Source organism: Streptomyces tubbatahanensis, from assembly GCF_022699385.1.
Taxonomy (GTDB): Bacteria; Actinomycetota; Actinomycetes; order Streptomycetales; family Streptomycetaceae; genus Streptomyces; species Streptomyces diacarni.
In genome coordinates this window covers 4,216,815-4,230,804 of record NZ_CP093846.1, presented here as the reverse complement: position 1 = coordinate 4,230,804, position 13,990 = coordinate 4,216,815, and the positions used below count along the sequence as shown (strand labels likewise).

The window sequence follows — 13,990 nt, the reverse complement described above, 5'->3', positions numbered from 1 at the left end:
CGCAATTACTCCGTTGATCGTCCGATGATCGACAGAGAAGATCCACGCGAGGGGCCCGCGCAACCGAAAAGCCCGCCGCGGACGCGGCGGGCACAGGACAAACGGGACGGGTGGGGCGATGGAGGCTCAGGGGAGAACCGGCTCGATCGTGGGCCAGCTCATGCGGATCACACCGCCGTGCTCGTCGGTCGTGACCTCGACGTCGTCCACGAGGCCGCTGATCACCGCGAGCCCCATCTCTCCGTCGCCCTCGTCCTCCTCGGCGACCGGCTCGGGAATCTCGTCCCGCGCCCCCGGCAGCAACGCGCCCTCGGCCTCGACGAGCCCGCCACCCGGACCGCCGCCCTTGCCGCCCCCGGCACCGTTGGCCGAGGGAGCGGCGGACGCGCCCAGCGTGCCACCGGGCAGCGAGAAACGCCGGTGCGGCGCGTCGTCACCCACCTCGATGGAGAACTTCTTCTCGTCCTCGATCAGGGAGACCCGCACGGGAGTGTGGAGACCGTGGCTCATGTGCAGGCCGACGGCCCGCGTGCACGCCTCGCCGACGGCCAGCCGCACCTCGTCGAGCACCGCTTCGTCGACCCCGGCCCGCCGCGCCACGGCGGCAGCCACCAGCCGCGCCGTACGGACGTGCTCCGGCAGCGCACTGAAGAGCAGCTCCACGGTGGCCATGCCATCCCCCTCGGTCTTCGGTGAGTCTTGACGGGGCTTCCAGGGCTCTTGGAGCCGGACCCCGGCGACCCCGCCTGCCAGTCAAGCACCTGTCAGTCAGGCACCTGCCAGTCAAGCGGGAGGCCGCCGGACCGCCCGCACCGAGGTGGGGGCGGTCCGGCGGCCCGAACGCGTCAGTCAGTGGCCGCTACGGCCTCGTCGACCGAGGAGTGGATCGGGAAGACCTTGGTGAGGCCAGTGATCCGGAAGATCTTGAGAATGCGCTCCTGGTTACAGACAAGACGCAGCGAGCCCTCGTGCGCACGCACCCGCTTGAGCCCGCCCACGAGCACGCCGAGCCCGGTGGAGTCGAGAAAGTCGACACCCTCCATGTCCACGACGAGGTGGTAGCTGCCGTCGTTCACGAGCTCGACCAGCTGCTCCCGCAGCTTGGGCGCGGTGTATACATCAATCTCGCCACCGACCTCGACGATCGTGCGATCGCCGACGGTACGGGTCGACAGGGACAGGTCCACGGATCCTCCAGCACCTTGCTATCGAGCGGTCAGCCCCCTCGGTTCTCCCTCCCCCTGCCCTGACGGAGGGAGGTACCCCCAAAGGCAGGGGACGGATCGGCAGCCGCAGAAGCATTCAATCACTTACCAGCAGGCGAGGACGACGCCTTGCGGCCATTGTCCGCCTCGCCAGTGACACACTCGGTACCGATGGCCAATGAACAGCACACCCGGTCCGCGCGCGTACGCCCGCGAGCCGAGCCCGACCGCTCGGCTCCCCACGGCGACCCTCGCGACGTGCTCGCTCGTCTCACCAGGGGGACGGACCGCGCCGGGCGTGTCACCCATACGGAGCACTTGCCCCCGCGAAACGGTCGCCATGCGCAATGGCCCGACCGGATCCGGCCGGAAGTGATCGAGGCCGTACGCCGAGCGGGCATCGACCGCCCCTGGGAACACCAGGCCCGCGCCGCAGCCCACGCCCTCGACGGCGACTCCGTGATCATCGCCACGGGCACGGCCTCCGGAAAATCACTCTCCTACCTCGCCCCCGTCCTCAGCACCCTGCTGGACGGCGCCGAGGCCCCCAACGGACGCGGCACCACCGCGCTGTACCTGGCCCCCACGAAGGCCCTCGCGGCCGACCAGCGCCGCGCCGTCACCGACCTGGCCGCCCCACTCGGCACGGCGGTACGGCCCGCCGTCTTCGACGGGGACACCCCCTTCGAAGAGCGCGAATGGGTGCGCCAGTACGCCAACTACGTGCTCACCAACCCGGACATGCTCCACCGCGGCCTGCTGCCTGGACACGCCCGCTGGTCCTCCTTTCTGCGCGCGCTGCGCTACGTCGTCATCGACGAGTGCCACACCTACCGCGGCGTCTTCGGCTCCCACGTCGCCCAGGTCCTGCGGCGGCTGCGCCGGGTCTGCGCCCGCTACGGCACCGAACCCGTCTTCCTGCTCGCCTCCGCCACCGCCGCCTCCCCCGGCGAGGGCGCGGCCCGGCTCACCGGCGTGCGGCCCGTCGAGATCACCGAGGACACCTCCCCGCGCGGCGAGACGGTCTTCGCTCTGTGGGAACCGCCACTGACCGAGTACGAGGGCGAGCGCGGCGCCCCCGTCCGCCGCACCGCGACCGCCGAGTCCGCCGAGCTGCTGACCGACCTGGCCGCCCAGGGCGTACGCACCGTCGCCTTCGTCCGCTCCCGGCGAGGTGCCGAGCTGATCTCCCTCATCGCCCAGGACCGCCTCGCCGCGGTCCCGGCCCCACGGGGTCCCGCCCCGGAGCGCGCCCGCCCCCGGCCTGCCGCCGCTGCGCTGGGTGCCGGCGACGGCGACGGCGACGGCGACGGCGACGACGTTCACGGCCTCCAGGGGCGTCAGGAGCTCCGGGAGCTGCCGGAGCTACACCGCCTCCCGGAGATTCCGGAGCTTTGCGGTCTCCAGGAGGCGGACGCCGCGGCGGTGGGTGCGTCGACGACGGATGCATCGTCGGGGGGTGCGTCGTCGGGGGGTGCGTCGGTGCGGGACGCCTCCGTGGGGGGCGCCTCCGTGGGGGGCGCGGCTGCGGGGGACGCGGTTGCGGGGGGCGCGGCTGCGGGGGAGGTCTCGGGAGGGGGCGTCGCAGGCGGACCGGTACCCGGTGCGGGACGACGTGGCGGGCTCTCCTCCCGAATCGCCGCCTACCGCGGCGGCTATCTCCCCGAGGAGCGACGCGCCCTGGAACGGGCCCTGCACACCGGCGAACTGCTGGGGCTCGCCGCCACCAACGCCCTCGAACTCGGCATCGACATCTCCGGCCTCGACGCGGTCCTCATCACCGGCTACCCCGGCACCCGCGCCTCTCTGTGGCAGCAGGCGGGCCGCGCCGGGCGGGCCGGTCAGGGCGCGCTCGCCATCATGATCGCCCGGGACGAACCGCTGGACACCTATCTCGTCCACCACCCCGAATCCATCTTCGCCACGCCCGTCGAATCCACCGTCCTGGACCCGCACAACCCCTACGTCCTCGCCCCCCACCTGTGTGCGGCCGCAGCCGAGATACCGCTCACCGAAGCCGACTTCCCTCTCTTCGGGCCGGAGACCGGCCAGCTGCTGCGCAAGCTCGAAGAGCGCAAGCTGCTCCGTCGCCGTTCCTCCGGCTGGCACTGGACCCGCAAGGAGCGGGCTGCCGACCTCACCGACATCCGCGGCAGCGGCGGGCGGCCCGTACAGGTCGTGGAAGAGGGCACCGGCCGGCTGCTGGGCACCGTGGACGCCGCAGCCGCGCACACCACCGTCCACGAAGGCGCCGTCCACCTCCACCAGGGCCGCACGTACGTGGTGCGCAGCCTCGACCTGGAGGACTCCGCCGCGCTCGTCGAGGAAGCCAGCCCTCCGTGGACGACCATGGCCCGCGACACCACCTCGCTGGCCGTTCTGGAGACCGAGGCCGAGGTGCCCTGGGGGGATGCCCGGCTGTGCTTCGGCTCGGTCGAGGTCACCAACCAGGTGGTCTCCTATCTGCGCCGCCGTGTGATCACCGGCGAGGTCCTGGGCGAGTCCAAGCTGGACCTTCCGCCCCGCACCCTGCGGACCCGCGCCGTGTGGTGGACGGTCACCGAGGACCAGCTCGACGCCGCCCGCATCACGCCCGAGATCCTGGCGGGCTCGCTGCACGCCGCCGAACACGCTGCCATCGGGATCCTTCCGCTGTTCGCGACCTGCGACCGCTGGGACATCGGCGGCGTCTCCATCGCTCTGCATCCCGACACACTCCTTCCCACCGTCTTCGTCTACGACGGCCAGCCCGGCGGGGCGGGCTTCGCCGAACGTGCCTTCCACACCGCCCGGGCGTGGCTGACCGCCACCCGGGACGCGATCGCCTCCTGCGAGTGCGAGGCGGGCTGCCCCTCCTGCATCCAGTCACCCAAGTGCGGCAACGCCAACGACCCGCTGCACAAGCGCGGTGCCGTCCGTCTCCTGACGGAACTCCTCCGCTCCGCTGTCTGACCTCCCCGGCTGTTGGCCGCCTGCTCCAGACGGGGGCCTGGCTCTTCCGGCCGTGGACCCATCGACTCCCCGGCTGCTGCCTGGCTCGTCCGGCCATAGACCGACGGGCTCCCCCGGCTGCTGCCTGGACCCTCCAGCCATGGACCGACCGGCTTCCCCGGCTGCTGACTGGCTCGTCCGGCCCGTGGTCCGGTCGGCTTCACTCGCTGGGGCCTGGCCTGTGGGCCGGCGACCGGCTCGCTCTGTACTGCTACCTGGCCTGGTCGGACCGGTGTGGTGGCGGCCGGGTGCCACGTGCGGCTTCCGGTGCCGCCGATCCGACCGGGCCGGCGCGAGCGCGCGCCTGGGCCTCGTACGGGCCCCACCGCACTCGCGCGTCCAGATCAGCGATCTCTCCCCGCACCGTGCACCTGACCACCTGCGCGCCCTGGGCCCGCGCCACTCCGCGCGCCGCCGCGCAGGCGTCGGCCCGGCCCTCGAGCGCCCGGTCGGCCGCCGCGAGCGCCGCCAGATCGGCCACGGCGCCCGCGCGATGGCGGACGTGGACCGCTTGGCCGAAGCCGAGCACCGCCGCGAACACCCCGCACAGCACCACCGCACTCAGTGCCACCCACACGGACGCCGACCCGCGGTCGCTGCTCAGCTGTGACAGGTTCGCCGTCATCCCTTCTTCGCCTCCGTCTCCCGCGCGTCGTCCTGTTCGCGGTTGCCGGGGCTGCCAGGGCCTGCGGGGGTCCGGTCGTGGCTTCGTCCAGTGCCGGCTCCGCCCACTTCGTCCGTGGTCTCAGCCCTTGCCTCGTCCATGGCGACCGCCTCGGACCGCAGCTCCACCGTCAGCGGGCCCGGCCCCACCGTCCGGGCCCTTACGGAGACTCGCACCAACTCTCCGTCTTTCGTCACTTTCAGCCGCGCGCCCGGCGGCGCCGCCGACCGGACGGCGCGGGCCACGCCGTCCCCGGTTTCTCCGCGTGCCGCCGCCCGGGCCCCGGCGCGGGCGGCGTCGACGCACTGGATGCGGGTCACCGCCGCCATGAGCCCCCACAGCAGTCCGGCCACCAGCAGGACCAGCGCCGGAATCACCACGGCGGCCTCAGCGGTCACATAGCCCGCGCACCAGTCCCTACGGCTCGCGCGGCCCGTACGGGCCGTACGGACCCGGCGCAACAGACAGGACGTACGGGTCTTGCGTCGTGGCGGTCCGCGGCGTGCGGTGGCGCACGGGTGGCTGCCGCGTCCCCCACCGCGCGCCGCGGGATCAGAACGGGCCACGGAGCGCCCGCTCGATCAGCTGTTGCAACTGTTCGCCCACCGGGCCGCTGTTGACGACCTTGTAGAGCACCGCCGCCAGGGCCACCGCCGCCAGCGTGCCGATCGCGTACTCGGCTGTGCTCATTCCCCGGTCGCCGCTCAGCCTGTATGCCGTGCGCGCCCTCTTCCAGAGCCGCCGCATCGTCGTCAACACCGCGCCTTCTCCCTTGCGTTCCAACATCGTCTGCACCCTCCTCCGGCGGAACGCACGCCTCGCGGCGCCGGTCGCCACTGCTGTCCTTGTTGTGTGTGCCGTGCGGCTGCGGCTCACCACAGCGTTCGGGCGAGCCCCAGCAGCACGGGCGCCACTCCGATGGCCAGGAACGCGGGCAGGAAACAGAGCCCGAGGGGGCCGGTGACCAGCACCGCCGCTCGTCTCGCCCGGCCGTTCGCCGCACGGATCCACCTGGCTCGCAACTCGGCTGCGAGCCGGGCCACGGACTCGACGGCCGGGACTCCGGCGTCGGCGGCCCGCTCCATGCACCGCGCGAACTCCACTCCCCAGGGCCGCTCCGCGAACCGCCCCCAGACCAGAGCCGGCTCCGCGCCGAGCCGCAGCTCCGTGGACGCCTTGACCAGCCGTTCTCCCAGCGGACCACCGACGGATCCGCCCACGGCTTCGGCAGCGCGCTCGGGTCCCGCGCCGGCCGCCAGACAGGCCGCCATCAGATCGGCCGCCAGGGGCAGCTGCTCCTCAGCCGCGCGGTCCTTGGCGCTCCGCGAAGCGTCCTCCCCGGCGCCCCGCCGCAACCACCAGCGCATGCCCCACGCCGCGGCACCGCCCGCGAGCCATCCGACCTGGCCACCGATCAGGAGGAGCGCCACGACCCCCGCACCGGCCATCCCCACGCGCTCCCGCGCCCGCCGGGACAGCATCGCCTGGTTCCCCGCCCGCCTGATTCTCGACAGCAGCGCCGAACCGCGCTGGTCAGGGCCGCCCTCCAACCGGCCGCCTGGCCGGCCCTCCGTCCCGTGACCGCACGCCGACCACGCCCGTTGCCGGACACGTCCCTCGCGTCGCGTCACGTCGACGACCCCCGTCACGCACCCGGCCGCGCCCAACAGCGCCGCGCTCGCGAGCACCCACATCCACAGCCTGGGGACAACGTCCATCCATCCGCCGCTCACCTCGACCGGCTCCCTACGGGCGCGCAAGGGGGCCGCTCTCCCGTGGTCGCCGCCGTCCGCCGTGGCCGGCCGGCTCCCTCCGCGGAGCGCACGATGCGCGCGACCCAGGCAAGGCCTGCCCACTCCAGCACCAGGCCCGCCACCAAGCAGGCGAATCCGGCGGGGGTGTGCAACAGGATCTCCAGCGGGTCCGCCTCCATAGCCGAGCCCAGCACCAGTCCGAAGACCGGGAGAAGGGCGAGCACCAGCGCGGTGGAGCGCGGTCCTGCCAGCTGGGCTCTCAGCTCCTCCCGCTGTTCCTGTCCGGCCCGCAGGGAGGCAGCCACCCGTTCGAGCCCGTCCGCCAGGCCTGCCCCGCCGTCGACCGCGACCTGCCAGCAGGCAGCGGCCCCCGAGAGTCCGTCCGCGCCCGGGAGCGCGGCGGCCTCGCGCAGCGCGGCCGCCACGTCGCCACCGAAGCGGGCCGCTGCGAGCACGGCCGCGCCCGCGTCCCCGAACCGCTCCAGCACGGCCCGGTCCGCGGCCAGCACCGCCGCGCCCGGCTGCCTTCCGGCGCGCAGCTCTCCTGCCACGCTCGCGCAGAGCTCCACCACGGCGGCCTCCCTGGACCGGGCGAGCCGGTCGGCGTTCCGTCGGCCGAGCCATCCGCGCACCGCTGGCACCGCCAGGAACCCCGCCGCGAGCGGGATCCAGGACCGGCCCAGCAGCGCGACCAGCAGGCCGGCCGGCAGGCACCAGCCGGCAGGACCGAGGCGAGCGGCCAGCTGACGCCGCGCCCTTTCGGCTGCCTCCCGCCACCAGACGGGAGGCGCGAGGGGCCTGCCCCTCCCGACCGGCTCTCCTTCGCCGGCCAGCAGCAGCCGGGCGCGCTGGGCTCCGCCGTTCCGTCCTGTCATCAGCCAGACCGCGGCACCCGCGCACACCATCGCGGCGTACACCGCAGGGGTGCCCGTGGCCTCCGTGCCGACCGCCGCCGTCGTCAGGGCGCCCGTCATGACGTGCTCCTCGCCTGGGAGCCCGCACGAGCCTCACCGTTCGGCCCGAGGGGAAGGGCTCGCCCTTCGGGTGTGCGGTTCTGAGAACCCGCAGGAAGGCCGCCTGGCTCGGCCCCGCCGGGGGCGAGGGTCCCTGCGTCCTCGCCGAGCGACCTGGCGCACAGGGCGCGCAGCCGGCCCCATCCGGGACCGCGGGCGAATCCGCCGCCTGTCGTCGCCGTCCCCGTGCGTCGGGTGTCGCACCGGCCGCTCCACACGGCGGCCGGCACCGTCGTCACCAGCCCTGCGGCGTCCCGCTCCAGTACGTGGATCTGGGCGATGCGCCGCTGTCCGTCCCGGCCCCGCACCAGATGCAGGATGACGTCGAGTGCGGCCGCCAACTGGCTGTGCAGGGCGGCCCTGTCGAGTCCGGCCGTCGTCCCCAGGGCCTCGAGACGTGCGGGGACGTCGGCGGCGGCGTTCGCGTGCACCGTTCCGCACCCGCCCTCGTGCCCCGTGTTCAGCGCGGCCAGCAGGTCGGTCACTTCGGCGCCGCGGACCTCACCGACGACCAGCCTGTCCGGCCTCATCCGCAGGGCTTGCCGCACGAGGTCGCGAAGGTCCACGCTGCCCACGCCCTCCTGGTTGGCGGGGCGCGCCTCCAGGCGGACGACGTGCGGATGGTCGGGGCGCAGCTCGGCCGAGTCCTCTGCCAGCACGATGCGTTCGCGAGGGCCGACCAGCCCCAGCAGGGTGGAGAGCAGCGTCGTCTTGCCGGAGCCCGTGCCGCCGCTGACGACGAAGGACAGGCGCGCCTCCAGCACCTCTCGCAGCAGCCACTCCCCGCCCTGGGGCACCGTCCCCGCGGCGACCAGTTCCGCGAGGCTGAACGCGCGGGGCCGTACCACCCGCAGGGAGAGGCAGGTCGATCCGACCGCGACGGGAGGCAGGACCGCGTGCAGCCGGGTGCCGTCCGGAAGCCGGGCGTCGACCCAGGGGCGGGCGTCGTCGAGCCGTCGCCCCGCCGAGGTCGCCAGCCGCTGGGCGAGCCTGCGCACGGCGGCGGCGTCACGGAAGGACACCCGCGCGCGTTCCAGCCCGCGCCCGCGGTCGATCCACACCTGGTCAGGCGCCGTGACCAGGACGTCGGTGACCTCCGGGTCGGCGAGCAGCGGTTCCAGCGGGCCGGTGCCGACCAGCTCGGAGCGCAACGCCTCGACGACGCCCAGCACCGCGCTGTCCCCCATCAGCCTTCCCTGGGAGCGCAGCACCGCCGCCACGCGTGCGGGCGTGGGCTCGGCTCCTGTCTCGGCGAGGCTGCGCCGCACCCGGTCCAGCAGCCGGTCCTCTGCCGCCGCGTCCGCGGTGGCCCGGGCCCCCGCTTCGGCACCCGCTGGGGCCCGCGTCGCCACCGGCGCGCGCCACGAGACCTGGTCCGCGCTCATACGGCCACCCCTCCCCCGCTGAGCGCCCGCTCCCAGAACCGGCCGCAGAAGCGGGCCAGGGCGCCGTCCTTGGCGAAGCCGGGGGGCGTGCCCCGGTCGACGCCTTCGAGTAGTCCGCGCTCCCACGGCAGTTCTCCGGCCAGCGGCAGCCCCAGCAGGCGGGCGACTTCGGTGTCGTCCAGTCCCGAGTCGTAACCGCGCTCCGTGCGGGGGCCGCCGGGCGAGCGCACCACCGCGCGCAGGTCGCGCACGCCAAGTCGCATCCGGTCGGCGACGCGGTGTGCGGCGGCGACCGCGCGCAGCTCGGCAGGGACGACCGCCAGTCCGAGATCGAGCTGGACGAGGACTTCGGCGACGGTCTCGTCCACCTGCCGTGGCAGGTCGACGACGACCACACCGCCGCGTCGCCTCGCGGCACCGAGGACGGAGCGCATCGCGTCGGAGGGGACCACCGCGTGCTCGCCCCGGTCCCAGCTGAGCACGTGCAGTTCGTGGGAGCGCGGCAGGGAATCGGCGAGTGCCGAGCCGCCGACCCGGCCGCGGGCCTGTGCGAGGTCGGGCCAGCGCAGCCCCGTGGTCCGCTCGGCGCCGAGCAGGATGTCCAGTCCGCCACCGAGCGGGTCCGCGTCGATGAGCATGGTGCGCTCACCGGCACGTGCCGCCGTGACGGCGAGGGCGCAGGCGAGCGTGGAGGCTCCCGCGCCGCCGCGCCCCCCGACCACTCCGACCGTCAGGGCCGACTGCCCCACCCCTTCCACGGCGTCGGCGATCCGGTCGGTCAGCCAGGCCTCCGCGTCGGGCAGCAGGACGACGCTCTCGGCGCCGACGCGGACACCGCGTTCCCACACACCCGGGTCGTCCCAGTCCCGCCCCACGAGGAGGACCCCCGGCCTGCGCGGCACCGCTGGGCCTCCGCCCTGGGCTCCGGGACCTGGCGGCTCTCCGAAGCCGGAGGCGGCGGCGCAGTCGTCCCCCACGAGCACGAGGGGAGCCCTCTCCCACTGGGTGGCGCCGCTCCAGGCCGCCCAGCCCACCGCGCTGGAGGGACCGCCGTGCGCCACCTGGGGTTCGGGCGTCCCGGCGGCTGCGCACAGTCGCAGTAGGTCATCGAGGAGTTCCGCGTCCTCGGTGACAATCAGAATGTTTTCGGCCATGGTCCGAACCTCCCTGCCCATCGGGCACTCGCGTCCGCAAACGGCTGCGGACGCCGACGGGATTCACGGTGCGGCGAACCGGAAAAACTTGTGGATCATGGTCGAAAACTGTGGACAACCAGGGGGCTGTGAATAACTTCCTCACCCAAACCGGTGACTGCCGGAGAGCAGCCTAGCGATTACGCTGGGTCACAGCTCGGAGGAATCACTGACTCCGCTCCGCGAAGATCGAAAAAACCCCGGCCACGACGGGCCGGGGCGGGAAAATACCTCCGGACATGCGACGACCCCCGCCGGGGGGGAGAGCGGGGGTCGTCTCCACGGCCGACTCGGGGGGGGAGGAGTCGGGCCGGGTTAGCACGGTCGCGAACGATCCGTGACTTCCATGGTGTACCCGAGAGCCTTCTCAGGCAAACCCACGCGCCCCAGCTTACGCCGAATGGTGGGCGCCTATGCTCGGTGGCGTGGAAAATCTCGCGTTGCCCCGCACAGCCGCCTTCTTCGACCTGGACAAGACGGTCATTGCGAAGTCGAGCACGCTCACCTTCGGCAAGTCCTTCTATCAAGGTGGCCTGATCAATCGCCGCGCAGTGCTGCGGACTGCTTACGCGCAGTTCGTATATCTCCTCGGCGGCGCCGACCACGACCAGATGGAGCGGATGCGCGAGTACCTCTCGGCTCTCGCCCGCGGCTGGGACGTCGAGCAGGTCAAGGAGATCGTCGCCGAGACCATCCACGACCTGATCGACCCCATCATCTACGACGAGGCCGCCTCCCTCATCGAGAAGCACCACCTGGCAGGCCGCGACGTGGTCATCGTCTCGACGTCGGGCGCCGAGGTCGTCGAACCCATCGGCAGGATGATCGGCGCCGACCGGGTGGTCGCCACCCGGATGGTCGTGGAGGAAGGCCGCTTCTCGGGAGAGATCGAGTACTACGCCTACGGCCCCACGAAGGCCGAGGCGATGCGCGAGCTGGCCGCCTCGGAGGGGTACGACCTGGCGCGCTGCTACGCCTACAGCGACTCGGCCACGGACCTGCCCATGCTCGAGGCGGTGGGCCATCCGCACGCCGTCAACCCGGACAGGGCGCTGCGCAAGGAGGCCCTCGCCCGTGAGTGGCCCGTACTGACGTTCTCCAGGCCGGTCCGGCTCAAACAGCGCATCCCCTCCCTGTCGATGCCGTCGCGGCCGGCGCTGGCACTGACGGCTGTCGCGGTCACAGCCGCGGCCGCGACGGCCGGGTTCGTCTGGTTCAACAACCGGCGACAGACCCCGCGGCACCCGCGCTTCCGCCTCTTTTGAACCTCGACCCCTTCGGCGACTGCCCCCTTGCGCCCTCTTGCCCCCTTTGCACCCGATTTCTCACACTCGTCCGTTGTTGATACGGAAAGTAAAGTTTTGCGCAGCAGGGTTCCGCTGCCGCTGCGCCGGGGTACAAAGGAGACAACGGCCCGCGAGACCAACGGCATCCGAGAGGATCCCGTTCAGCTCAAGGCCCCACGGACCGGATGCATGAATACCGGGCACCCACGCGACGCACAGCCCGCGACGGGCAGGTCCCACCAGGGAAGGGCAAAGCACCCACCCTGATGTTCGGACACACAAGTGGAGCACGCACTGGTAACCCGGTGGACATGCCAGCGGTGGCCCCGCCCGAGGCGGGGCCACCGCATTGTCCGGGGCGCGGGCGGTCGTGAGACGCGTCGCTTGAGACGGACACCGGCTTTTTCGAGTGGCGGCACGCCGCACTTGACCGCTGTCGGAGCACCGCAGGCGTCCGTGCGACGGCGTGCGCTGCCCGTCAGGCCGCTCCGCGCTGCATCGCCTCGCAGACGGCCGTGCTCTCCCGTACGCCCAGTTCGACGGCGCGTCCACAGTGCGTGATCCACGCGGTCATCCCTTCGGGTGTTCCCGAGGCGTAGCCCGCCAGAGCCGCGCGGTAGGTGTCACGGCCCAGCTCGGCGTGGCCGACCTCGGCCGGGCAGATGGCCTTCGGGTCGAGCCCGCTGCCGACCAGCACGATGCGCTCGGCCGCGCGGGCGACCGCGCCGTTGCAGGAGCCGAAGGGGCGCAGCGTCTGCAGTTCGCCGTGCACCACGGCGGCCAGCACGAGCGCCGGCACGGAGGTGCTGCCGGTGACCAGCTGTGCCAGACCGTCCAGCCGGGCCGCGACCTCGTCGGCGCCGGGCGGCTCCAGGCCGATCTCGGGACCTTCCACCGGCTCTCCCGGCTTCCTGGGCCGCCCGACGCTCTCGTCCGGTGCCGCCCCGGAGGCCGCCACCAGGTGCAGCCGGGCGAGGACGCGCAGCGGTGACTGCTCCCAGATGTCGAGCAGCTGTCCCGCCTCCGCCGTCACCCGCAGCGCCGCGCCGACGGTGCGGGCCTCGGCCTCGGTCCCGAAGTCGCTGCGGCGCCGCACCTCTTCCAGCGCCCAGTCGGTGCCCTCCACCGCGGCGGAGGCGCGGGCCCCGCGCAAAGCCGCCTCCGCACTCACCTCGCTGCTGCGACGGCGCATGATCCGGTGCCCGTAGACGCGGTCCACCGAGGTCCGCACGGAGTCCACGGCTTCGGGAACGCCCGGCAGGGCGGCGAGAGGGGCGAGCGGATCGGCGGCGGGGGCCCCGGGCGCCGGGGCGCGGCCGTTGGAACCGGCGGTGCTACTCATGCGTACGACCCTACGCACCCGGCCGGGCGGCCCAACCCCACGATCGAGTGGTCTTCTTCACTCACGTCTGCCGGAGCAGTACCCCCGCCGCCTTACGCTGTTGAACATGAAGATCGCTTTCGTAGGGAAGGGCGGCAGCGGCAAGACGACACTGTCCTCGCTGTTCATCCGCCACCTCGCCTTCCGCGACACGCCCGTCGTGGCCGTCGACGCCGACATCAACCAGCACCTGGGCGCCGCACTGGGGCTCGACGACCAGGAGACGGCAGCGCTGCCGGCGCTGGGGGCCCACCTGCCGCTCATCAAGGAACACCTGCGCGGCACCAACCCGCGGATCGCGTCCGCCGAAACGATGATCAAGACGACACCGCCCGGCGAAGGCTCCCGGCTGCTGCGGCTGCAGGAGGACAACCCGATCTACGACGCCTGTGCGCGAGAGGTCGCACTGGAGGGCGCACGCATTCGGCTCCTGGCCACCGGGCCCTTCACCGAGTCCGACCTGGGGGTGGCCTGCTACCACTCCAAGACGGGCGCGGTGGAGCTGCTGCTCAACCATCTGGTGGACGGCCGGGAGGAGAGCATGGTCGTCGACATGACGGCCGGCAGTGACTCCTTCGCCTCCGGGATGTTCACCCGCTTCGACATGACCTTCCTGGTCGCAGAGCCGACACGCAAGGGCGTCTCGGTGTACCGCCAGTACAAGGAGTACGCGCGGGACTACGACGTCCCGCTCAAGGTCGTCGGCAACAAGGTGCAGGGGGAGGATGACCTCGACTTCCTGCGCCAAGAGGTGGGCGAGGACCTGCTGGTGGCCGTGGGCCACTCCGACTGGGTGCGCGCCATGGAGAAGGGCCGCCCCCGGCCCTTCGCGGAGCTGGAAGAGAGCAACTCGCGCGCCCTCCACGCCCTCTTCCAGGCGGTGGACGCCGTGTACGAGACCCGGGACTGGGAGCGATACACCCGCCAGATGGTGCACTTCCACCTGCGCAACGCCGAGAGCTGGGGCAACGCGAAGACGGGTGCGGATCTCGCCGCACAGGTGGACCCGTCCTTCGTGCTGGGCGAGCAGCGACGGGAAACAGTCGTACCGCAGTCGGCACAGTCCACGCCGCAGCCTGCCTGACGGACACCCCGCGGCACCCACAGGCCCGCGACCG

General features: G+C 72.9%; 13 protein-coding genes. 3 read left to right on the top strand and 10 right to left on the bottom strand.

All coding sequences use genetic code 11. From position 1 onward, the window contains the following. Window positions 1-126: 126 nt before the first annotated feature. Window positions 127-672: an ATP-binding protein gene (locus MMF93_RS18210; protein ID WP_242752906.1), complete on the bottom strand. Its 546-nt coding sequence runs from the start codon at window positions 670-672 to the stop codon at window positions 127-129. A gap of 173 nt (window positions 673-845) precedes the next feature. Continuing rightward, on the bottom strand, window positions 846-1,187 hold the full coding sequence (bldG, locus tag MMF93_RS18205) for an anti-sigma factor antagonist BldG (protein WP_016473000.1): 342 nt from the start codon (window positions 1,185-1,187) through the stop codon (window positions 846-848). A gap of 189 nt (window positions 1,188-1,376) precedes the next feature. Here bldG and MMF93_RS18200 point away from each other — a divergent pair, with 189 nt between their 5' ends. Further along, complete coding sequence (locus MMF93_RS18200) at window positions 1,377-4,157, top strand: DEAD/DEAH box helicase (RefSeq protein WP_423835467.1); 2,781 nt, start codon at window positions 1,377-1,379, stop codon at window positions 4,155-4,157. Between the two features lie 250 nt (window positions 4,158-4,407). Here MMF93_RS18200 and MMF93_RS18195 read toward each other — a convergent pair whose 3' ends face one another. The 7 genes from MMF93_RS18195 to ssd all read right to left on the bottom strand — a co-directional run bounded on the left by MMF93_RS18195 (window position 4,408) and on the right by ssd (window position 10,166). Next, window positions 4,408-4,821: an Rv3654c family TadE-like protein gene (locus tag MMF93_RS18195; protein WP_242752902.1), complete on the bottom strand. Its 414-nt coding sequence runs from the start codon at window positions 4,819-4,821 to the stop codon at window positions 4,408-4,410. Continuing rightward, entirely contained in the window at window positions 4,818-5,258 is a 441-nt protein-coding gene (locus tag MMF93_RS18190) for a TadE family type IV pilus minor pilin (RefSeq protein ID WP_341483283.1), read from the bottom strand. Before MMF93_RS18190 ends, MMF93_RS18195 begins: the two co-directional genes overlap by 4 nt. A gap of 154 nt (window positions 5,259-5,412) precedes the next feature. Continuing rightward, the gene (locus MMF93_RS18185) at window positions 5,413-5,646 is read right to left on the bottom strand and encodes a DUF4244 domain-containing protein (RefSeq protein WP_242752900.1); all 234 of its coding nucleotides are present in this window, start codon (window positions 5,644-5,646) and stop codon (window positions 5,413-5,415) included. An 86-nt stretch (window positions 5,647-5,732) separates the two neighbouring features. Then, on the bottom strand, window positions 5,733-6,578 hold the full coding sequence (locus MMF93_RS18180; protein ID WP_242752898.1) for a type II secretion system F family protein: 846 nt from the start codon (window positions 6,576-6,578) through the stop codon (window positions 5,733-5,735). An 11-nt stretch (window positions 6,579-6,589) separates the two neighbouring features. After that, on the bottom strand, window positions 6,590-7,588 hold the full coding sequence (locus MMF93_RS18175; RefSeq protein WP_242752897.1) for a type II secretion system F family protein: 999 nt from the start codon (window positions 7,586-7,588) through the stop codon (window positions 6,590-6,592). Next, entirely contained in the window at window positions 7,585-9,012 is a 1,428-nt protein-coding gene (locus tag MMF93_RS18170; RefSeq protein WP_242752889.1) for a TadA family conjugal transfer-associated ATPase, read from the bottom strand. The genes MMF93_RS18175 and MMF93_RS18170 overlap by 4 nt, the downstream gene beginning before the upstream one ends. Continuing rightward, window positions 9,009-10,166, bottom strand: a complete 1,158-nt coding sequence (ssd, locus tag MMF93_RS18165) for a septum site-determining protein Ssd (protein ID WP_242752887.1) — start codon at window positions 10,164-10,166, stop codon at window positions 9,009-9,011. Before ssd ends, MMF93_RS18170 begins: the two co-directional genes overlap by 4 nt. Before the next feature lie 452 nt (window positions 10,167-10,618). On the opposite strand from ssd, the gene MMF93_RS18160 reads away from it, so the two are divergent. Beyond that, window positions 10,619-11,470, top strand: coding sequence for an HAD family hydrolase (locus MMF93_RS18160; RefSeq protein WP_242752885.1), 852 nt, complete (start codon window positions 10,619-10,621; stop codon window positions 11,468-11,470). Window positions 11,471-11,969: 499 nt separating this feature from the next. Here the strand turns inward: MMF93_RS18160 and MMF93_RS18155 are convergent, their stop codons facing one another. Beyond that, the gene (locus MMF93_RS18155; protein ID WP_242752883.1) at window positions 11,970-12,833 is read right to left on the bottom strand and encodes a Fic family protein; all 864 of its coding nucleotides are present in this window, start codon (window positions 12,831-12,833) and stop codon (window positions 11,970-11,972) included. Window positions 12,834-12,939: 106 nt separating this feature from the next. On the opposite strand from MMF93_RS18155, the gene MMF93_RS18150 reads away from it, so the two are divergent. Further along, entirely contained in the window at window positions 12,940-13,956 is a 1,017-nt protein-coding gene (locus MMF93_RS18150; RefSeq protein WP_242752881.1) for an ATP-binding protein, read from the top strand. Window positions 13,957-13,990 lie beyond the last annotated feature (34 nt).